At 48.2% G+C, this 15,852-nt stretch carries 13 protein-coding genes and 1 other annotated feature; of the genes, 5 read left to right on the top strand and 8 right to left on the bottom strand.

Annotated features, from left to right (window positions below):
* Positions 1 to 191 precede the first annotated feature (191 nt).
* Positions 192 to 956, top strand: a complete 765-nt coding sequence (locus ICC18_RS11725) for a sulfite exporter TauE/SafE family protein (protein ID WP_188174562.1) — start codon at positions 192 to 194, stop codon at positions 954 to 956.
* 73 nt (positions 957 to 1,029) lie between these two features.
* Here the strand turns inward: ICC18_RS11725 and ICC18_RS11730 are convergent, their stop codons facing one another.
* Both ICC18_RS11730 and ICC18_RS11735 read right to left on the bottom strand, forming a co-directional pair.
* On the bottom strand, positions 1,030 to 1,773 hold the full coding sequence (locus ICC18_RS11730) for an ABC transporter permease (RefSeq protein ID WP_188174563.1): 744 nt from the start codon (positions 1,771 to 1,773) through the stop codon (positions 1,030 to 1,032).
* Complete coding sequence (locus ICC18_RS11735) at positions 1,761 to 2,486, bottom strand: ABC transporter ATP-binding protein (protein ID WP_188174564.1); 726 nt, start codon at positions 2,484 to 2,486, stop codon at positions 1,761 to 1,763. Before ICC18_RS11735 ends, ICC18_RS11730 begins: the two co-directional genes overlap by 13 nt.
* Positions 2,487 to 2,662: 176 nt before the next feature.
* Here ICC18_RS11735 and panD point away from each other — a divergent pair, with 176 nt between their 5' ends.
* The 3 genes from panD to ICC18_RS11750 all read left to right on the top strand — a co-directional run bounded on the left by panD (position 2,663) and on the right by ICC18_RS11750 (position 5,086).
* Positions 2,663 to 3,064 carry an aspartate 1-decarboxylase gene (panD, locus tag ICC18_RS11740; protein ID WP_188174565.1) on the top strand — a complete coding sequence of 134 codons (402 nt, stop codon included), beginning with the start codon at positions 2,663 to 2,665 and terminating at the stop codon, positions 3,062 to 3,064.
* Positions 3,057 to 3,791 carry a YheC/YheD family protein gene (locus ICC18_RS11745; RefSeq protein ID WP_188174566.1) on the top strand — a complete coding sequence of 245 codons (735 nt, stop codon included), beginning with the start codon at positions 3,057 to 3,059 and terminating at the stop codon, positions 3,789 to 3,791. Before panD ends, ICC18_RS11745 begins: the two co-directional genes overlap by 8 nt.
* An 83-nt stretch (positions 3,792 to 3,874) precedes the next feature.
* Complete coding sequence (locus ICC18_RS11750; protein ID WP_188174567.1) at positions 3,875 to 5,086, top strand: threonine synthase; 1,212 nt, start codon at positions 3,875 to 3,877, stop codon at positions 5,084 to 5,086.
* A 49-nt stretch (positions 5,087 to 5,135) separates the two neighbouring features.
* Here the strand turns inward: ICC18_RS11750 and ICC18_RS11755 are convergent, their stop codons facing one another.
* The 4 genes from ICC18_RS11755 to ICC18_RS11770 all read right to left on the bottom strand — a co-directional run bounded on the left by ICC18_RS11755 (position 5,136) and on the right by ICC18_RS11770 (position 11,295).
* Entirely contained in the window at positions 5,136 to 5,774 is a 639-nt protein-coding gene (locus ICC18_RS11755; protein ID WP_188174568.1) for a hypothetical protein, read from the bottom strand.
* Between the two features lie 128 nt (positions 5,775 to 5,902).
* Positions 5,903 to 7,786 (bottom strand): arginine--tRNA ligase, encoded by a 1,884-nt coding sequence (locus tag ICC18_RS11760; protein ID WP_188174569.1) that lies wholly within the window; start codon positions 7,784 to 7,786, stop codon positions 5,903 to 5,905.
* Between the two features lie 53 nt (positions 7,787 to 7,839).
* Positions 7,840 to 8,081, bottom strand: a binding site (T-box leader).
* A gap of 60 nt (positions 8,082 to 8,141) precedes the next feature.
* Positions 8,142 to 9,017, bottom strand: coding sequence for an EamA family transporter (locus ICC18_RS11765; RefSeq protein ID WP_188174570.1), 876 nt, complete (start codon positions 9,015 to 9,017; stop codon positions 8,142 to 8,144).
* A 61-nt stretch (positions 9,018 to 9,078) separates the two neighbouring features.
* Positions 9,079 to 11,295 (bottom strand): GDYXXLXY domain-containing protein, encoded by a 2,217-nt coding sequence (locus ICC18_RS11770; protein ID WP_188174571.1) that lies wholly within the window; start codon positions 11,293 to 11,295, stop codon positions 9,079 to 9,081.
* Between the two features lie 166 nt (positions 11,296 to 11,461).
* Between ICC18_RS11770 and ICC18_RS11775 the strand changes: the two genes are divergently transcribed.
* Entirely contained in the window at positions 11,462 to 12,328 is an 867-nt protein-coding gene (locus ICC18_RS11775; RefSeq protein ID WP_376745629.1) for an EcsC family protein, read from the top strand.
* A gap of 47 nt (positions 12,329 to 12,375) precedes the next feature.
* Here ICC18_RS11775 and ICC18_RS11780 read toward each other — a convergent pair whose 3' ends face one another.
* Both ICC18_RS11780 and ICC18_RS11785 read right to left on the bottom strand, forming a co-directional pair.
* Positions 12,376 to 14,112: a methyl-accepting chemotaxis protein gene (locus tag ICC18_RS11780; RefSeq protein WP_188174572.1), complete on the bottom strand. Its 1,737-nt coding sequence runs from the start codon at positions 14,110 to 14,112 to the stop codon at positions 12,376 to 12,378.
* Positions 14,113 to 14,118: 6 nt separating this feature from the next.
* On the bottom strand, positions 14,119 to 15,789 hold the full coding sequence (locus ICC18_RS11785) for a pyridoxal phosphate-dependent decarboxylase family protein (RefSeq protein ID WP_188174573.1): 1,671 nt from the start codon (positions 15,787 to 15,789) through the stop codon (positions 14,119 to 14,121).
* Between the last annotated feature and the right edge of the window lie 63 nt (positions 15,790 to 15,852).

Consider the following 15,852-nt stretch of genomic DNA (forward strand, 5'->3'; position numbering starts at 1 on the left):
CATTGTAACTGATGACAAAGCCTGTTGTATAGATTCGACTTGCAAATACGATCATACCGGACATTCACCCACTTCACCCTCATTCAATATAATAAACGGTGGTTAATAAAGTTTTCCTTTACAAACAGGTTTTATGTGGATTAAAATAAATCCAATAAGATTAGTAGGAATTTGATTGGGGACATGACAACATGACTTTGAGTATCTTACTGATGGGTTTATTGGTCGGATTTTTGGTCGGGTTAACCGGTGTTGGCGGGGCTTCGCTGCTCACTCCCATTTTAATCATGATGAACATTCATCCTTCCATTGCGGTTGGAACAGACCTTCTGTACAACTCCATCACCAAGCTTTTCGGAACTGTCCAGCATTGGCGGCAAAAGACCATCGATTGGCGGCTTGTCAAGCAATTGGCCGTAGGCAGTATCCCTGGCGTTATTCTCGCCGTCATTTTCTTGAAATTATTCGATTCGTATTATCACAATCAGGAAGTTATCATCAAACATGCACTTGGCTACGTGTTAATTCTGGTTGCCATCGCGACTTTATTCAAAGTGTTCTTCGGTCACAAAATCAAAGAGAACCGTTGGCAGCTAAAAAATCTGGAAGAAAAACGCGGACTCACCATCACGATAGGCGCTGTTCTTGGCTTCATCGTCGGTCTGACTTCCATCGGCTCCGGCTCGCTATACGCAATCGCGATGCTTTATTTCTTCCGAATGAGCGCTTCCACGTTAGTCGGCACTGACATCGCACATGCCTTCTTCTTGGCGACTACCGCGGGCATCCTTCATGCCAGTATGGGCAACGTGAACTTCACGCTTGTGCTGAATCTTCTGCTTGGTTCGATTCCCGGTGTGCTTATCGGCAGCATGCTTGCTACGAAAGCGCCGACGAACGTGCTGCGTACGGTCATAGCCAGTCTGGTTTTGATCAGCGGTTTGAAATTGATATGAAAAAACTTGTAAATCCCCATCAGATGGGGATTTTTTTTGTCGGATTGTGCGCTTCCCCAGGAAATAGAACTCTTTATCTCAGCGTCATTTCCCGCGTAAACCAAAGCTTATAACTGATCATGCTTAAAATAATGCTCGTAATCGCCGCCGAAGCTGTAAAGGCAAACAAAATCAAAATCTGATAACGAACCGCATCAATCGGATTCGCGCCTGCGACAATCATGCCCGTCATCATACCGGGCAGCTGCACCAGCCCGACGGTCTTCATGCCGTCGATCGTCGGGATCATGCTGGCTTTGACGGAGCGCTTCAGCGCTTGTTGGATCGCTTGCCGGACAGATGCGCCTAGTGCAAGCAGCGCTTCGATCTCCGCACGGGATGAGGAAACTTCGCGGTTCATATGATTCAAGAATAACCCGCAAACGATCATCGAACTTCCAATCGTCATGCCGCTAATGGGGATGATGTATTGTGTGGTTGGCTCGATAATGCCGAAGCCTAGCATGAGCGACAAAGTAACGGTTTCTGTCGCTGCGATGGAAACCGCAATTCGCAAGTGAATGCCTCGTAAGCCTTCTCCCCGTTTGCCGGCGTTATGAGTGGCAACGAGTATCATTATCGCGATAATCGTCAATATGAGCCAAACATTTGCTGACTTAAAAACAAAGTGCAATACATACCCGATTACTAATAGCTGCAGTGCACCGCGAATGGTACCTATTGCAATATCCTTTTCAAGGCCAAGCTTCTGCCATTTGGATAAAGCCATGGTGATGACCACGAAGGTTAAAGTGAAGCCTAACGCTAAAGTAGACATTCATCTTCTCCCCCAACGCCAACCGAGGTTATGTCGGTCCGACTCCATCCTGCAGATCCGGCATTTTCGGACAATTGGCCGCCCTGCAAGTGCCACAAGCGATGACTCACGTTCATCGCCTGCTCCCGATCATGCGTTACCCAAATAAGCGACGTACCCTCCCGCTCGCTCCACTTCACCAACAAGCTCTCAACCGCATGCTTGCTATTCACATCCAAAGCCGATGTCACTTCGTCCAGCAGCAGTACATCCGGACGCAGCATTAAAGACCTCACGAGCTGCAATCGTTGTTTCTGTCCACCCGAAAGATCGGCAGCTTTTTGACGCCAGTCTAATTGTGCAAGACCGACTTGCTCCATGAGCTCGATCGCCAGCGGCTTATCAAATGGCTGCCCGTGAAGCTGGCTCACGGCGGATAAATTATCTGCAACGGTCACCGGCAGCATGGCCGGCAGCTGCGGAACATAGCATACTTTTTTCCGCCAATCGCATGGGTGCCATTTCGTTACATGCCGTCCCTGCAGTGTCAGGCTGCCGCCATCGAAAGGCTCCAATCTGGCCAGCATGCGAAGCATCGTGCTTTTACCTTGACCTGACTGGCCCAGTATGGCAACGCGCTCACCCAAACTGACATTCGCATTTATTTGATCAAACAGAGCGTTTGGCCCTCCGTTCGGGTGATGTTTATGCAGTCGTTCAATAACGAGAACCATCAGCTGTTGAAGTCACTCCTTGTGCTATTTTTCCATTGATAATCATTGTCATTATATCACATCACCGTGACAGGAACCCATTTTCCCGCGAAATAGATACATGCCCACACCAAGACGATCGCCTTGTTCATACGTTGTGATGAACACCCAATGACATGATAAAGGAGCTACTGCGCATGCAGCGATTAATGTGTAAAGGAAAAATTCACCGGGCTACGGTGACTGAAGCGGATCTGGATTATGTAGGAAGCATCACGATAGATGGCTTGTTAATGCGCAAAGCAAATATTTTACCCTATGAAATGGTCCAAGTCACAAGTCTCCGCAATGCTACGCGGTGGAAAACATATGCCATCCCGGCTCCTGAAGGCAGCGGCAAAATCGGCTTAAATGGTCCGCCCGCCCACCTCTTTCAACCCGGTGACCTCGTTATTATTCTTAGCATGGGGCTCATGAATCAAGAAGAGATCAGCGTGCTTAAGCCGCAGGTTGTCTTTGTCGACAGCCGGAACCAGCTGATAACTGTAGAAGAACACGATCTCGTCATCACGAAGCAGGAAGCGAAGTCCAATGGCTAAATTATGCACGAGCAAATGGACCAAATATAAAATTTTGCGCAGATCGGAGAAACTTAAGGCCAGTCTTCCCGAAACAGCGTGGCTCAACGAAAGTTCCTTCTGGCGTATGATCGATAAATACGGGCAAGTCATCATTAAGCCAACCGGCAGCTATGGCGGCAAGGGCGTCATTCGCATCAAAAAAATCGAACCTGAAAGCTTCCAGGTGCATGATGGCCCTCAAAAAAAGATTTTTGATGATAAATCGAAACTTTATACCCACATCAAAAAGAAAATCAAAAGAAACTACCTCGTCCAAGAGAGAATCCCGCTAGCTACGGCGGGTGGCCGACCCTTTGATTTAAGGGTAATGGTTCAGCGCCGCACCAAATCCCCTTGGCAAGTTACGGGCAAACTGGCTAAAGTCGCAGGAAAAGGATTTATCGTGACTAATGTTCGTATGAGCAGCGGTAAGGTCGTCACCGTAGATCATGCTTTGAATCATTCTGAATTAAAAAGTATGTCAAAGTCTGCTCTCCTTTCTCAGATGGATAAAGTCGCATTAGCTTCATCGAAGCAGCTCAGCCCCTCATACCCCTGGGTGCATACGATGGGGATCGATATGGGACTGGATAAAAAAGGGAAAGTTTGGATCATCGAAGTGAACTTCGCCCCAATGCTTGGACTCTTTTTGAAGCTTAAAGATAAATCCATGTACAGCAAAATCAAATCATTCCGCAAGAAATAAACCTGACCAATAGACGCAAGCCGTCTCCTTCTTCATCCCTTGATAATAGTCTAAGGTAGTGTTTGACGCTAAGGAGGCTGCCTATGAACCGGTTTAGGCTTGTTTGCTCGCGATGCTCGCTGACACTCCCTTTTCGCTATAACGAAATGAAATGCGCCTGTGGAGGTACGCTGCTGGTCGACTACGATGTAGAGCAAATTGCTAGAACATTTACAAAAGAGGCGCTTGCTGCACGCTACCCTACGATGTGGAGATATAAAGATCTGCTTCCTGTAAACGAACCGGATTGTATCGTCTCCTTGGGAGAAGGCTGGACACCGCTTCTCCGCATGCGGGAATGGGAACGGAAACTGCCCATCCGGCAGCTGTGGATCAAACGGGAGGAACAGAATCCGACGGGCAGCTTTAAATCAAGAGGATTTTCGGTTGCCGTATCGCTGCTCAAGGAAGCCGGCGTTACCCAAGCTGCCGTTCCCTCGAACGGCAATGCGGCTGGTGCGTTAGCCGCTTATGCCGGACGCGCCGGCATTAAGGCATATGCGTTCATTCCTTCGGACTGCCCGCCGCTCATCGTACAGGAATGCGTTCAGTACGGCGCGCGCACCTTTCTGGTGGATGGCTTTATTCACGACGCCGCTGCGATTATTGAAGCCGGAAAAGAAGAGCAGGGTTGGGTCAATGTAGGTACGCTGAAAGAAGCCGGACGGGTAGAGGGCAAGAAGACGATGGGACTAGAGCTGGCGGAGCAGCTGGGCTGGAAGTTCCCTGATGTTATTATCTATCCGACCGGCGGCGGTTCCGGCATTATCGGCATGTGGAAAGCTTATATTGAATTGAAAGCATTGGGTTGGATCGACGGACCGATGCCGAGATTCGTCTGTGTGCAAGAAGCTGGCTGCCAGCCGATTGTGGATAGCTTGGCGGCCGGCGGCCAAGCGGCGGCACAGCCGGCAGGGGTGCCCGCCAGCCCGACAGGCATGCGCGTTCCGAATCCTCCGGATTTGGAGCTCATCCTGTCGATCGTGGAACAAAGCGGCGGCACGGCTATCGCGCTTAGCCGCAGCGAGATCGCCAGCGCGGTCGAGACCCTCGGTGCGCAGGGCATCTCCGCGTCGCCGGAGGGAGCGGCGACGTGGGCCGGCCTGCTCGCCAGCTGCGAAAGCGGCTGGCTGCGGCCGACCGATTCGGTCGTGCTATTCAACACGTCGCACGCGCTGAAATATTCGAAGCTCGCTTCGCTTGCGCAGCTGCCGACGATCAGGAACTACCGGGACTTCTGCAATTACTGGAAATGATTGCGATAAAAGAACAGCCAGAGGATGATCTCCCCTGGCTGTTCTTATTTTAATTGGACTCGCTTACGCCCAGGCCATTTTCTTCATAAAGTCGATACATCGCTTGTACCATCGGCTCGGCCGGATCACGATTCAGCAAGTATAGCGTCATCAAATATTGCAGTGGCAGCGCGCAAGTATTGTTGCCTTCTTCAACAGCAACGAAGCCTGCTTCCAAGACGGGACCGTGCTCCGGATGAAGCTCCAGATCCACATAAATTTTCTGATCGGGGAACTCTTCCCGAACCGTAGTGGCGCAATAGGGAACGATATGCTTATCGAGCAGCGCTTTGGCTTCATCTTCAGATTGCGGCGGGTTCGGCAGCGGATGACTTTCCGGACTGCGCAGCAAATCGACAAAGAACGATGACAGCCAGAGTGCGGCATTCGGATTGGTTTGGAAATTACGCATAATTTCATTAAGGAAAAATCCGCATGAGCAGGTTTTTCCTTCTTTGGTGAGAGTAAAAGCAAACATCGGACCATAGGTAGGATTATTACCGATTTGTCCTTCTACTTCGTATTCTTCATATTGTTCTTTTAATACTTGCTGTATGTGCTGAAACCACGTGAGGATCACTTGCGCTTGTGCTTGTTCTTGTTCTTGTTCGGTTTGTTCAGCTTGTGTATCAATATCTTTTTCAGTCATTAGGTTTGGAGCCTCCTGCATCATTCAAATTGGCACGAATATCTCTATTGTACCGCATTTGTCCGAGATCAGAAAGCTCTTGTTGCAGTTGCGGCCGAATTCGCACGACACCGGTCTTTTTCAATAGTCTACATACGCTTGGGCGTAGGAAGCCCGAGTACTTGCAGCGCCTGGTGCAGCGTATCCTTATAGGCTTGCGTTATCCACAAACGATGGGCAATAAGTTCTTGTTCCCCCTTAAGTACAGAGCAAGAGCCATAAAAGTGGTTGAACAAAGATGCCAACTCGAACGCATAGTGACAGATCAGGCTAGGCGCCAGCTGTTTGATTGCGGCCCCCAGCGCCTCCGGCCAATAAGCGATGTGCCTCAAAAGGCTATATTCGGGTAGTTCAAGCTTGGCAGCATCGAACCCGGGCGTGATCCCCTGAAGATGCGTTTCTTTTTTTGCTTTGTCCAAAATGCTGTTCGCTCTCGTATAGGCATACAGCAAATAAACGCCGGAATTGCCCGTCACTTCAGTAGCCTGCTGCAAATCAAATACGACTTCCGTCTGCAAATGGTATTTGAGCAAATAGTATCGAATCGCCGCCGCTGCGATCGATTTGCTGGAAATGCCTGCTTTTCTCGAACGCTTGGCGTCAATGACGCTTTCCATGTGCTCCAGCAGGTCGGCTACCTTGATCCCGATCCCCTGGCGTCCGGACATCGCATAGGCGCTTTTACCGTCCGAAACATCAATGCCGAGTCCCGCGGCGGTTTCCGGACTCAAGGAAACGACGCCATAGCTCACATGCTTAAGCTGGTTGGCTTGCTCTTCATACCCAAGCGCGTTCAGCGCCGATTTGACCATAGTCTGCGGATATTGCTGGCGATGATCGATGACGTTGATCACCGCATCGGCATGGCCGATTGCCTTTTTACGGCCGACAGACGCGGTCGACCACAGCCCGTCATCCCATTTTTTATACACGAAATCGTTCGGCAAGATGCCGAATTTCCACAAATGATAGGCGATATCCTTGGCTGTGTAAGTCAGAATGCCGTTGGAACGAACAAGTACTTTATCCGCTTGGAAGTCTGCACCTTCCTTGGATTCCACCGTCTCGCCCGCTTGCTTCAGCACCCAGCAGCCTGCGAGTTTCCCTTCCGTCACCTTATAGAACAACCCCGTTTGCTGCAGCAGCTTGAACGCGGCATCCCATAATCCCTCCTTGACAATACTGCTCTCCCAAACCAGCACATCATAGCTGATACCAAAATGTTTCATCTCCTCGAGCTGCTCGAGAACAATGCGTTCGGCAACTAACGATCCGACCCAGGCGAGATTGGAATTACCCGCCTCCAAGGCGTGCAGCACCGACGAACGCTCTTCCAAAAGCGATAGATTGTCTTTATAGGCCTGATTGACCTTCGCATAGGTCTCCCAGCAGAAATCGCCGAAACGGACATAAGGCTGCTCAGTCTGTGTATGAAGAATGCCCACAACGGTATCAGCCAGCTGATTGCCCAGATCATCGATATAATTGTGCACCTCGACCTGATAACCCGCATGGCGCAGCATGCGAGACAGAGAATCTCCAATGCAGGAGTTTCTGAGATGACCTACGTGTGCCGCTTTATTGGGATTAATCGACGTGTGCTCAACAAGCACCTTACTCTTCTTCTCCTGCATGCTGTTTGCCGGAGCCAGGTGCAACTTTTTGTCGGCCCATTCCTGCCAGTTCACATAGAAATTGAGGAAACCTGGCGGGGCGACAGCCACTTTGGCGAATAAACCCCGGGCATTTCCCTGCTCTTCGATAAGCTGCTGCAGCTTTTGAGCGATATGCAGCGGGGGCTTGCGCAACATTTTGGCTAACATCATTGCGATATTCGTACTATAGTCGCCATATTCCTTGAGAGCAGGGTGTTCCGTTATCACTTTTAACGAATCTGGACGCTCCACTCCCTCCTCTTGCAATAAAACATCTACAAGCTGCTCGATTTCGGCTGTCAAAAGGTTATGAATCATAATCAGTTCCTCCCTGTTTTGTCGTTGAAATGCAAAAAAGCCCCCGTCTCCAATAAAGAGACGAGAGCTGTTCATTCCCGCGGTACCACTCTAAGTATCAAACCAGCCGGTTTGACCCCTCACAAATAACGGCTTACGCCGGATCTTCCTACTACCCTTGCTGCCGTATGCGGCTCGGCGGTTCAAAAGACCATTTCCCAGGTCCGTTTCGCTCTTGACATTCGTACCGGTTCCCACCTTCTCCGGCTCGCTGCGACTGTCCGACAAGAACTACTGTCCTGTTCATCAATGTTGACTATGCAGTTGTTTAATTAACTGAATATTACATCATTTATACAGGAACGTTCCATGATTGTCAAGACGCATATAACCGCATCATGATAATTCCGACAAAAGCCATTGTAAGCCCAGACTGTTCCAAACGTGAAAAGTGATCCTTTAGAACGAATCTGGAATACAATAAAACCAGCAAAACATTAAGTGCAACAACAGCTGATACAAGACCTGCCTTCCCATCATCAAAAGCTTTAATAATCAGGATCATGCCAACCACATTCGTAATGCCTACCGACATCCCGATCAAAAACGTACGCTGTGTATTCCATGCAGCAGGAGCAGCAGGAGCCGTCTCCTCCCCATTCATTCTCGGACGATCCTTGAGCCACCAAATGCCAAAGCAGGCGGTTCCCGTCGCGAACATATAGAACAATGTAGGGAACAGCGGCGCTTCCACCATCGTCGACCATTTGCCCGAAAGATCATTACCGGCAAAAAGCAGCAAGGCCAGCAATCCCCATTGCGCGCCTTGCAAATTGCTTAATGAGATTTCGTTCGAATACCGAACGAGTAAAATGCCAACGACAATAACAACAAAAGCAAGAAATTGCATCATATTGAGGCGTTCGCCCCAGAGGGCAAAAGCTGCGATCACAACGACGACGGACGGCAATCCCGTCAGGATGGCAACGAGCGATGCCTTTCCAACCGCGAATCCTTTGAACATACTTGCATTAGCGCCAAATGAAAACAGCCCCATTTGTACACCTATCAAGGCCGAAACCGTCCATTCCTGCCTCAAGCTCAAACTGAATACCAGACTAATCAAGGCCCCCATGAAAAAGGTACCGCAAAGCAAAACATTCCGATTCAGCGATTTCTGGCTGGTCCAATGATACAAAATGCCCCGGAGCCCGAAGCTGACCGCTGCGAGCACCGAATAAATAAGCCACATGAAGCCGGAATCCCCTTTCTTCTTCAAAACCAAAGATTGGGACATTTTAACACAGATTCAGCTACCTAACAAGACTTGTTTCCTGCAGCAGCCGCACAAGAATGGCATCACCATTCGCAGACACTTTGACTACCGCGTACCGGGCATTTCTTTCAACATCTTGACCGGTACCTTCCGGGATAAAATAGGTTTCAATGCCGTATTCAACGTTGCCCAAGCCTCCGATTGTACCGTTCATTCGGATTTCTCCTGGGCTTAGCTGCTCTCCTTTGGTATATAGGCGGCGGAATTCGTATACGCCTGTGGAAGCGTCCGGAGCAAGAACAACGGCTATTTTTTTATGAAAAAAGCGATCACGCTCTAATTCTGCCGGCAGCTCCGGATCCGAGATCGCATAGTGCAGACGGACATAATCGCCCTGCATCAGGGAACGCGGATCCAGCGGAGCGAGCTCCAGCTTAATAAGCTGCCCGTGAGACAGCAGCCACTCGCTTTTACCGATTTGCAAGGACATCGCGCTAAGTTGCAGCATGAGAAGCACCGCTATTAGTAATCGCGTCCCTTTAACATACCAGGAGTAGTCAGCTTGTGCATGTTCAGCAGCTAGAGCTTGCCGGTTCCGTTGTTCATACCATACGGTGATCCCGATGATCAACAAGCCAAGAATCGCTAGGCTAACCGATTTATGCAAGAGTTTCCAGGCCAAATCGTAATATTTATAAACGAGAAACGCGATCCAGAAAGTCATTCCCCAACTGAACGTCCATGAGGACTGCAATTGTCTGCTGATGATCAGCACAGCGATAACGGCGAGGAAGTATAGGCCGTTGCTCATATAATACCATGAGAATTCAGTGATAAACGTAAGGATGAAGAACGCAAGCAAGAATGATGGGAAACTGCTGTACTGAAGCGGCGCTCTAACTGTTTCATTGCGGATCAACTGTGCTGTGATAAAAATTACGAACAGGATTGTTGTAAGCACGAGGAAAACCGCAACGCTATGGCCGAGCAAGTTGTGGAGTATAAAAGCCGCAATCGCTTCGCTGACAAGGAAGAATAAGATTCGCTGCACCTTGCCTGTCATATTGGCAAAAGCGAGTATGGTTAACGCCAAGAAAATAACCAACACGATCGTATAGTCCATAGCCGCGGCCGCACCAGCCCCAATCAGTAGCCCGCAGCATAACAGGGTATATCTGACAAGGCTATTTACATGTACGGCGAAGATCATGCTCACGATCGCAAGAATCCCGAATCCGATCAGTACATATTGCGGATCTCTAAATCCCAGAACACCCGTAACCAGCCCGATCAGAGACAAGCTGCCGATCAACGTGCCAATGACGATAACGGAAACCGTGAGCACGCGTGCGACCCATTTGGTAAAATCGCCCTCCGGTTTCGCTTCGTTATCCTTCTCTGCGGGTGGATTCCATGCACGTACAACCTGCACGAATTTCACATTGGCGCCGATGAAAAGAATGACGAACAGAATCCCTCCGATATAGAAAAGTTCACTATAATAACGTATTGCAAGCTCGATATATTTCACCGTGACGGTCATCGATACCCATAATCCGGCGAACAGGAGATATGATTTGTTTTTGGTTTTGCGAACGTATTGAATAACGACGGCCAGAACGGCAAGAAGTGGCAGATTCATCCATGGACCATACTGCTCATAGGCGATCGAATTGGATAACCAAAGCATGATGCCGAGTGCCGCTTGAAAAGCAACCCACCTCAGGATTGGCGAGTGAAGTCGCCCCCGTTCCGTAAGCATATATAAACATCCGTTGGCGATGGCCAAAACGAGTAAAATGATGATTTCAATCGCTTCCGTATCCGGATTCCCTCGCCATAACGGGAAAAAATAGAATAAATATGCAAGATGCCCCAGTATATAGGCAAGGATATAAAAGGGCTGCCAACGGGTGAACAGTGCGTATAAAAGAGCGGGCACGAACCATACGGCGAATAAGCTGTAACTGTCGGCATGAGAATTGTAGGTTTGCCCGATAAGCGCAATTCCAACACCGAATGAAATGCAGGATGCGAAAAGGCCTAACCGGCTAAGGAACTCACGCCCACTTTTATGCGATAACCATACAGACAAGCCGTAGAAACCAAAAATGAGAATAAAGATCGGAGCAAATTTCTGCGCTCGGGTTAACGCTTGCCAGTTTGTTGCGAAAAAATATACGATGGCTGTTAAGAGTGAGCTCGCACCTAACACATAGCCAAGCTGAATCGAAACAAATTTTGATTTCATCATGGATGTCCTCCTTTTCCTACTTATTACTCATTTTACGGAAGACGTGCAGTTTGAGAAGTACTATCTATTCCTAGTACCAGGTCATTAGTCTATGCCTTCTTGCTTATCCGTTGAATCCAAACGAAGATTTGAACGTATACAACATGAAAAGGAGTTGTGAACTATGATGATTGAACCTGAACAGATGCGCCATCCGGAAACAAGAGAAGAGCTACTGCAAGCACTTCATCACATACAATCATGGGAATCCGGTCAGAAAGATCTTTGGTTTTGGGAAAAAATCGGGCGGCTGCCTTTTCAAGTATTGGATCGGTTAACGCCCAAATTTTTGCACAAAAAGATTGGCGAAGCCTTGAATGAACTCGGAAATTATATCCAAGCCGGAGGCCGCTATCTGATTTCAGAAAAAGGGACTTTACGGCACATTGAGGAGATATGCCTTCGATCTGAGGGGAAAAGCAGAAGCGAATTGGTGAAGCCAGCTGAAGGGCTAACGATAGAGAAAGTGCGGTCGCTGCCTTTGACGGTCTTGGATCAAACAGCGGATGAGATCGTTCAGAACAGTACGAAACTGGCTGCGCTTCAGGGAGCGACAACCGGTATTGGCGGCATTCTAACGCTTGCCATCGATATTCCGGCTGTACTTGGCCTGTCTCTGAAAACCATTCAAGAGCTGGCAATCTGTTACGGTTATGATCCGAAAAACAAGCAGGAGCGGATTTTCACGATCAAATGTTTGCAATTCTCCTCCTCCGACATCGTCGGGAAAAAGGCGATCCTCGAAGATCTCGCGGAATATGCTTCGGCGGAACAAGAGAAAGCACAGATGATCTCGCAGCTGCAGGGCTGGAGGGAAGTTTTTGCCACTTATCGCGATAATTGGGGCTGGAAGAAGCTCTTCCAGCTGATTCCTATCGCCGGCATTATCTTTGGCGCTTGGATCAACCGCGGAACGCTGCAGGACGTCGGTGAAGCCGCGAAGATGCTGTACCGGAAGCGGCGAATTCTTGAGCGCCTGAACGAGATGGGATGAAAAAAGCCAGCTCTAGGCTGGCCATTCATCAATAATATGAGATTGATTTAATCTTTAACTCTAAAGTTTTGTACAGAATGCTGCAGCTCTACAGCCATATCGGATAATTGGCGAATAGCCGCAGTGATTTCCTGGATCGAAGCGCTTTGTTCCTGCGCTGCGGCTGCTACTTCTTCGTAACCTGCGGATTGTTCCTCCGTAATCCCGGAAATTTTCTGCATGGCATTTGAAATCGTTTCGAACGATTTTTCTGCCTTCTCTAAAGCATGAAGCAAGTGGTCTGTCCGATTCGTAAAAACGGAAATACCGTTGAAAATTACTTTAAAATTCTCATACGTTTCGTTAATCCACGTCTGCCCTTGTTCAACCGCCTGATTCCCCTGAACGATACTCTCCATCACAAGCTGACTATCGTTTTGGGTGCTGGACACAAGCTCGGTGATCGAACTCGCCGCTTTCGTTGATTGTTCCGCCAACTTCTTCACTTCGCCGGCTACAACGGCAAATCCCTTCCCTTGCTCCCCGACCCTTGCCGCTTCAATCGAAGCATTCAGAGCAAGCAAGTTCGTCTGCTGGGCAATTTCGGTGATGATATGTATGATTTCGCCGATTTCTTTTGAACGGTTCCCCAATTGGAACGCCGCTTCTTGCGAATGCTTCATCTCTTTTTGAATCACATTCATCTGATGCAGCGTCTTTTCAACTAGCTTTTGGCCGTCTGCAGACTGTTCACCGACTTTGTGCGCCATTTCTTGCATCTCTTTGACTTCGGTTGTCACTCCCGCCAATTCCGAATTGATATCTACGATTGAAGAAGTACTTTCCGTTAATGAAGTAACTACTTCGGCGACCCCTTCATTCATGCTGTTCATGGAAACGGCAACCTGCCCGGCGCTGGAGCTCGATTCATCCGCTGACTGGTACAATTGTGCACTGGTATTCGTAATAAGGTTGGAAGAGGAAACGATTTGCCTGATTAAGGAGTCCAAATTATCCCGCATCTCGTTAAAAGCATCGGCCAATTTGCCGATCTCGTCCTTACGCTTAATGGGTACTTGTGCGGATAAATCTCCGGCGGCAACCTTCTCAGTCATACGCACCAGTTGGGTAACCGGCTTGGTCACACTTCGGCTAATGAAATAAGCGATCAGGTAACCGACAACTAACACGATGATAGTGATCCATGTAGTCGTCCACAAAATGTCTTGCTTTGTTTTCGGAACCACGGAAGCGTCCAAATCAATACCGACAATTCCGACATTATCGCCTTTTGCATTCTTCAAAGGAATAAACACGGACTTATGTACACCAAATTCATCCTTATAAATTTCGCTGATCGTTTGTTTATTTTCCTTGATCGCCGCATTCATTTCCGGAGTGAACGGGTATTCGGTGCCGAAATCGTCATCAACTCCGGTCAATATGACGATTTGATCTTTATTTTGAGCTTTCATTAGAACATAAACGTTCTCCAGATTGTCTTCCTTTTTGAGCACTTCGAATTGCTGTTTAATTTTGGAATAGGCCGGATGATCTTTGCCTGTAATTTCATCTGCATGTTCGGGGATGGAAACAAGGTATTTGGAAACCGTCTGAATTTCTGACGACAATCTTAAAACAAACTGATCCTCAAGCTTCGTTGTTAAGGTCTGACTGACCAAGTACCCGGATACGGAAAATACTGCACTGACGAATAACAGCAGCAGAAGGATACTGACCGTCATTTTCACCGCGATATGTCCGCGGAACCAGTTAATCATAGTTGTAAAAACTACCTTTGCCACTTTCATTTACCTCCAGCTTAAAATCGATGCTTCGGAATATTTCTCGTAGACCTCAGCTACGGTTTTCTTCAAATATTGAACAATTTCTTCTACGTGCTTAGTCTCCGTATAAGGAGAAATGATAAAGATCTTTGTCGCGTAAAGAGCTGTTTCTTGGCCGTCTTTAGTCGGCACTACCAGATGTTTCTTGGTATCCCCGAAAAATATCCGGTCGCGATGATTGCCTAACATTTCAAACAAACGTTCGTTAAATTTGTTGTGCCTTTCGATTTCCTTGAGGGTGCATGCACCCGAAATTTCTGTCTGGAAACCGGATCCGCCTTCGGGATAAATTCGAAATAATGTGATGATGCCGGGGTTATCCAAATTAACGATTTCCGCTTGCGGGATTTCCCTTCTTAACGTTTCCCGGAAAGCGAGATTGACCTCAACGAATTGCGCCAAAAGCTGCTGATATCCTTCAATACCAAATGCGAGCAGAGCGCTGTACATACTGATGGAGCTGGCCATGCGCGAGCACTCGAGCGTGTACCCGGTATGATACTGTCCATACCCGCGATGTCCGACATAGGGAGTTTCATCCGGATGTAAATCGACAAGCCTTAAATCAGCGGCATCCTTGACCAAAAATAAACTTGTCACGTAAGGGGTTTGTCCCAACTTCTGGAAGTCGAAGCAAAGCGAATCCGCTTTATGCAAATGTCTCATCTTGCGCCGAATGGAAATTAAAGCTTGTGCAACATCCTTGTTTAGCTCCAGAGGATTAGCGGCAAAATCGTAATCGTTAAAGAAAGCAAAAAATCCGCCTAATGCTGAGTCGGCATGTATATGAGGTCTTGTCAAACCGTGCTGAACGGCTACCCTCTCGGATGTCATGCAAATTTGTTCCACATCGTCAATGCCCATGGCGTCTGTCGTTCCTGTTGTAGCTACAATGTAAATGGGGATTCCGCCCTTTGCAATCACTTCTTCCATTTTCTGTTGCAGATCAATCACATTCATGGAGCTGTCGTCATTCGTACGAACCCTGATCAATCTATCGCTGCCGATTCCAGACGCTTCCATGGACTTGTACAAGCTGTAGTGAGCGGCGTCAGAACAAAAAGCGTACAAATTGTCAGGAATGCCTTTTTGCAGCGCGTCGGGTACAACTTTGGCGATCGCGATCCTTAGTCCTGAGAATATGGCTCCTTGACCGCCCCAGGTCGTATACCCTCCGCTTTTCAACGAATCGTACCCGATTAATTTGGACATCATGCTGGTGACTCTGACTTCCGCCTCAGCTCCGGCCGGTCCGTATACATCCCATAAATTGTTCCCGTTGACCATAAAAGCAACAATCATTCCTAAAATACCGGGTATGCTCGCCATCGGCAAAATATTCGTCAAAAAATATTTCGTATGGTAAGGGTGATCATGCAGCAATTGCAGCAGCTCGGCATTAATGTCCTCTAAAGGGACGCTGCCGGCAGGGATCGCGCTATTACGGATGAGGTCGTTATAAAAACTCCCTGTCCGGTTTTTGAATCCTTTCAAATTGACGCTATCCGGATTCTTGAGATCATCCACCCCTGCAAGGATTTGCTCGATGAGCCTCATAAACATTTGCCTTGTTTGCAGATTACCATCTTCGCTTGGAAACAATTGCTGAACATTCGCCAGTCTTTTCTCTCTCATATCATTCTCTCTCCTATCGATAGACTTGTTTGAAGAAATGTTCACAAAAAAAAGGTGAACATG

The organism is Paenibacillus sedimenti, assembly GCF_014534655.1.
Lineage (GTDB): Bacteria > Bacillota > Bacilli > Paenibacillales > NBRC-103111 > Paenibacillus_E > Paenibacillus_E sedimenti.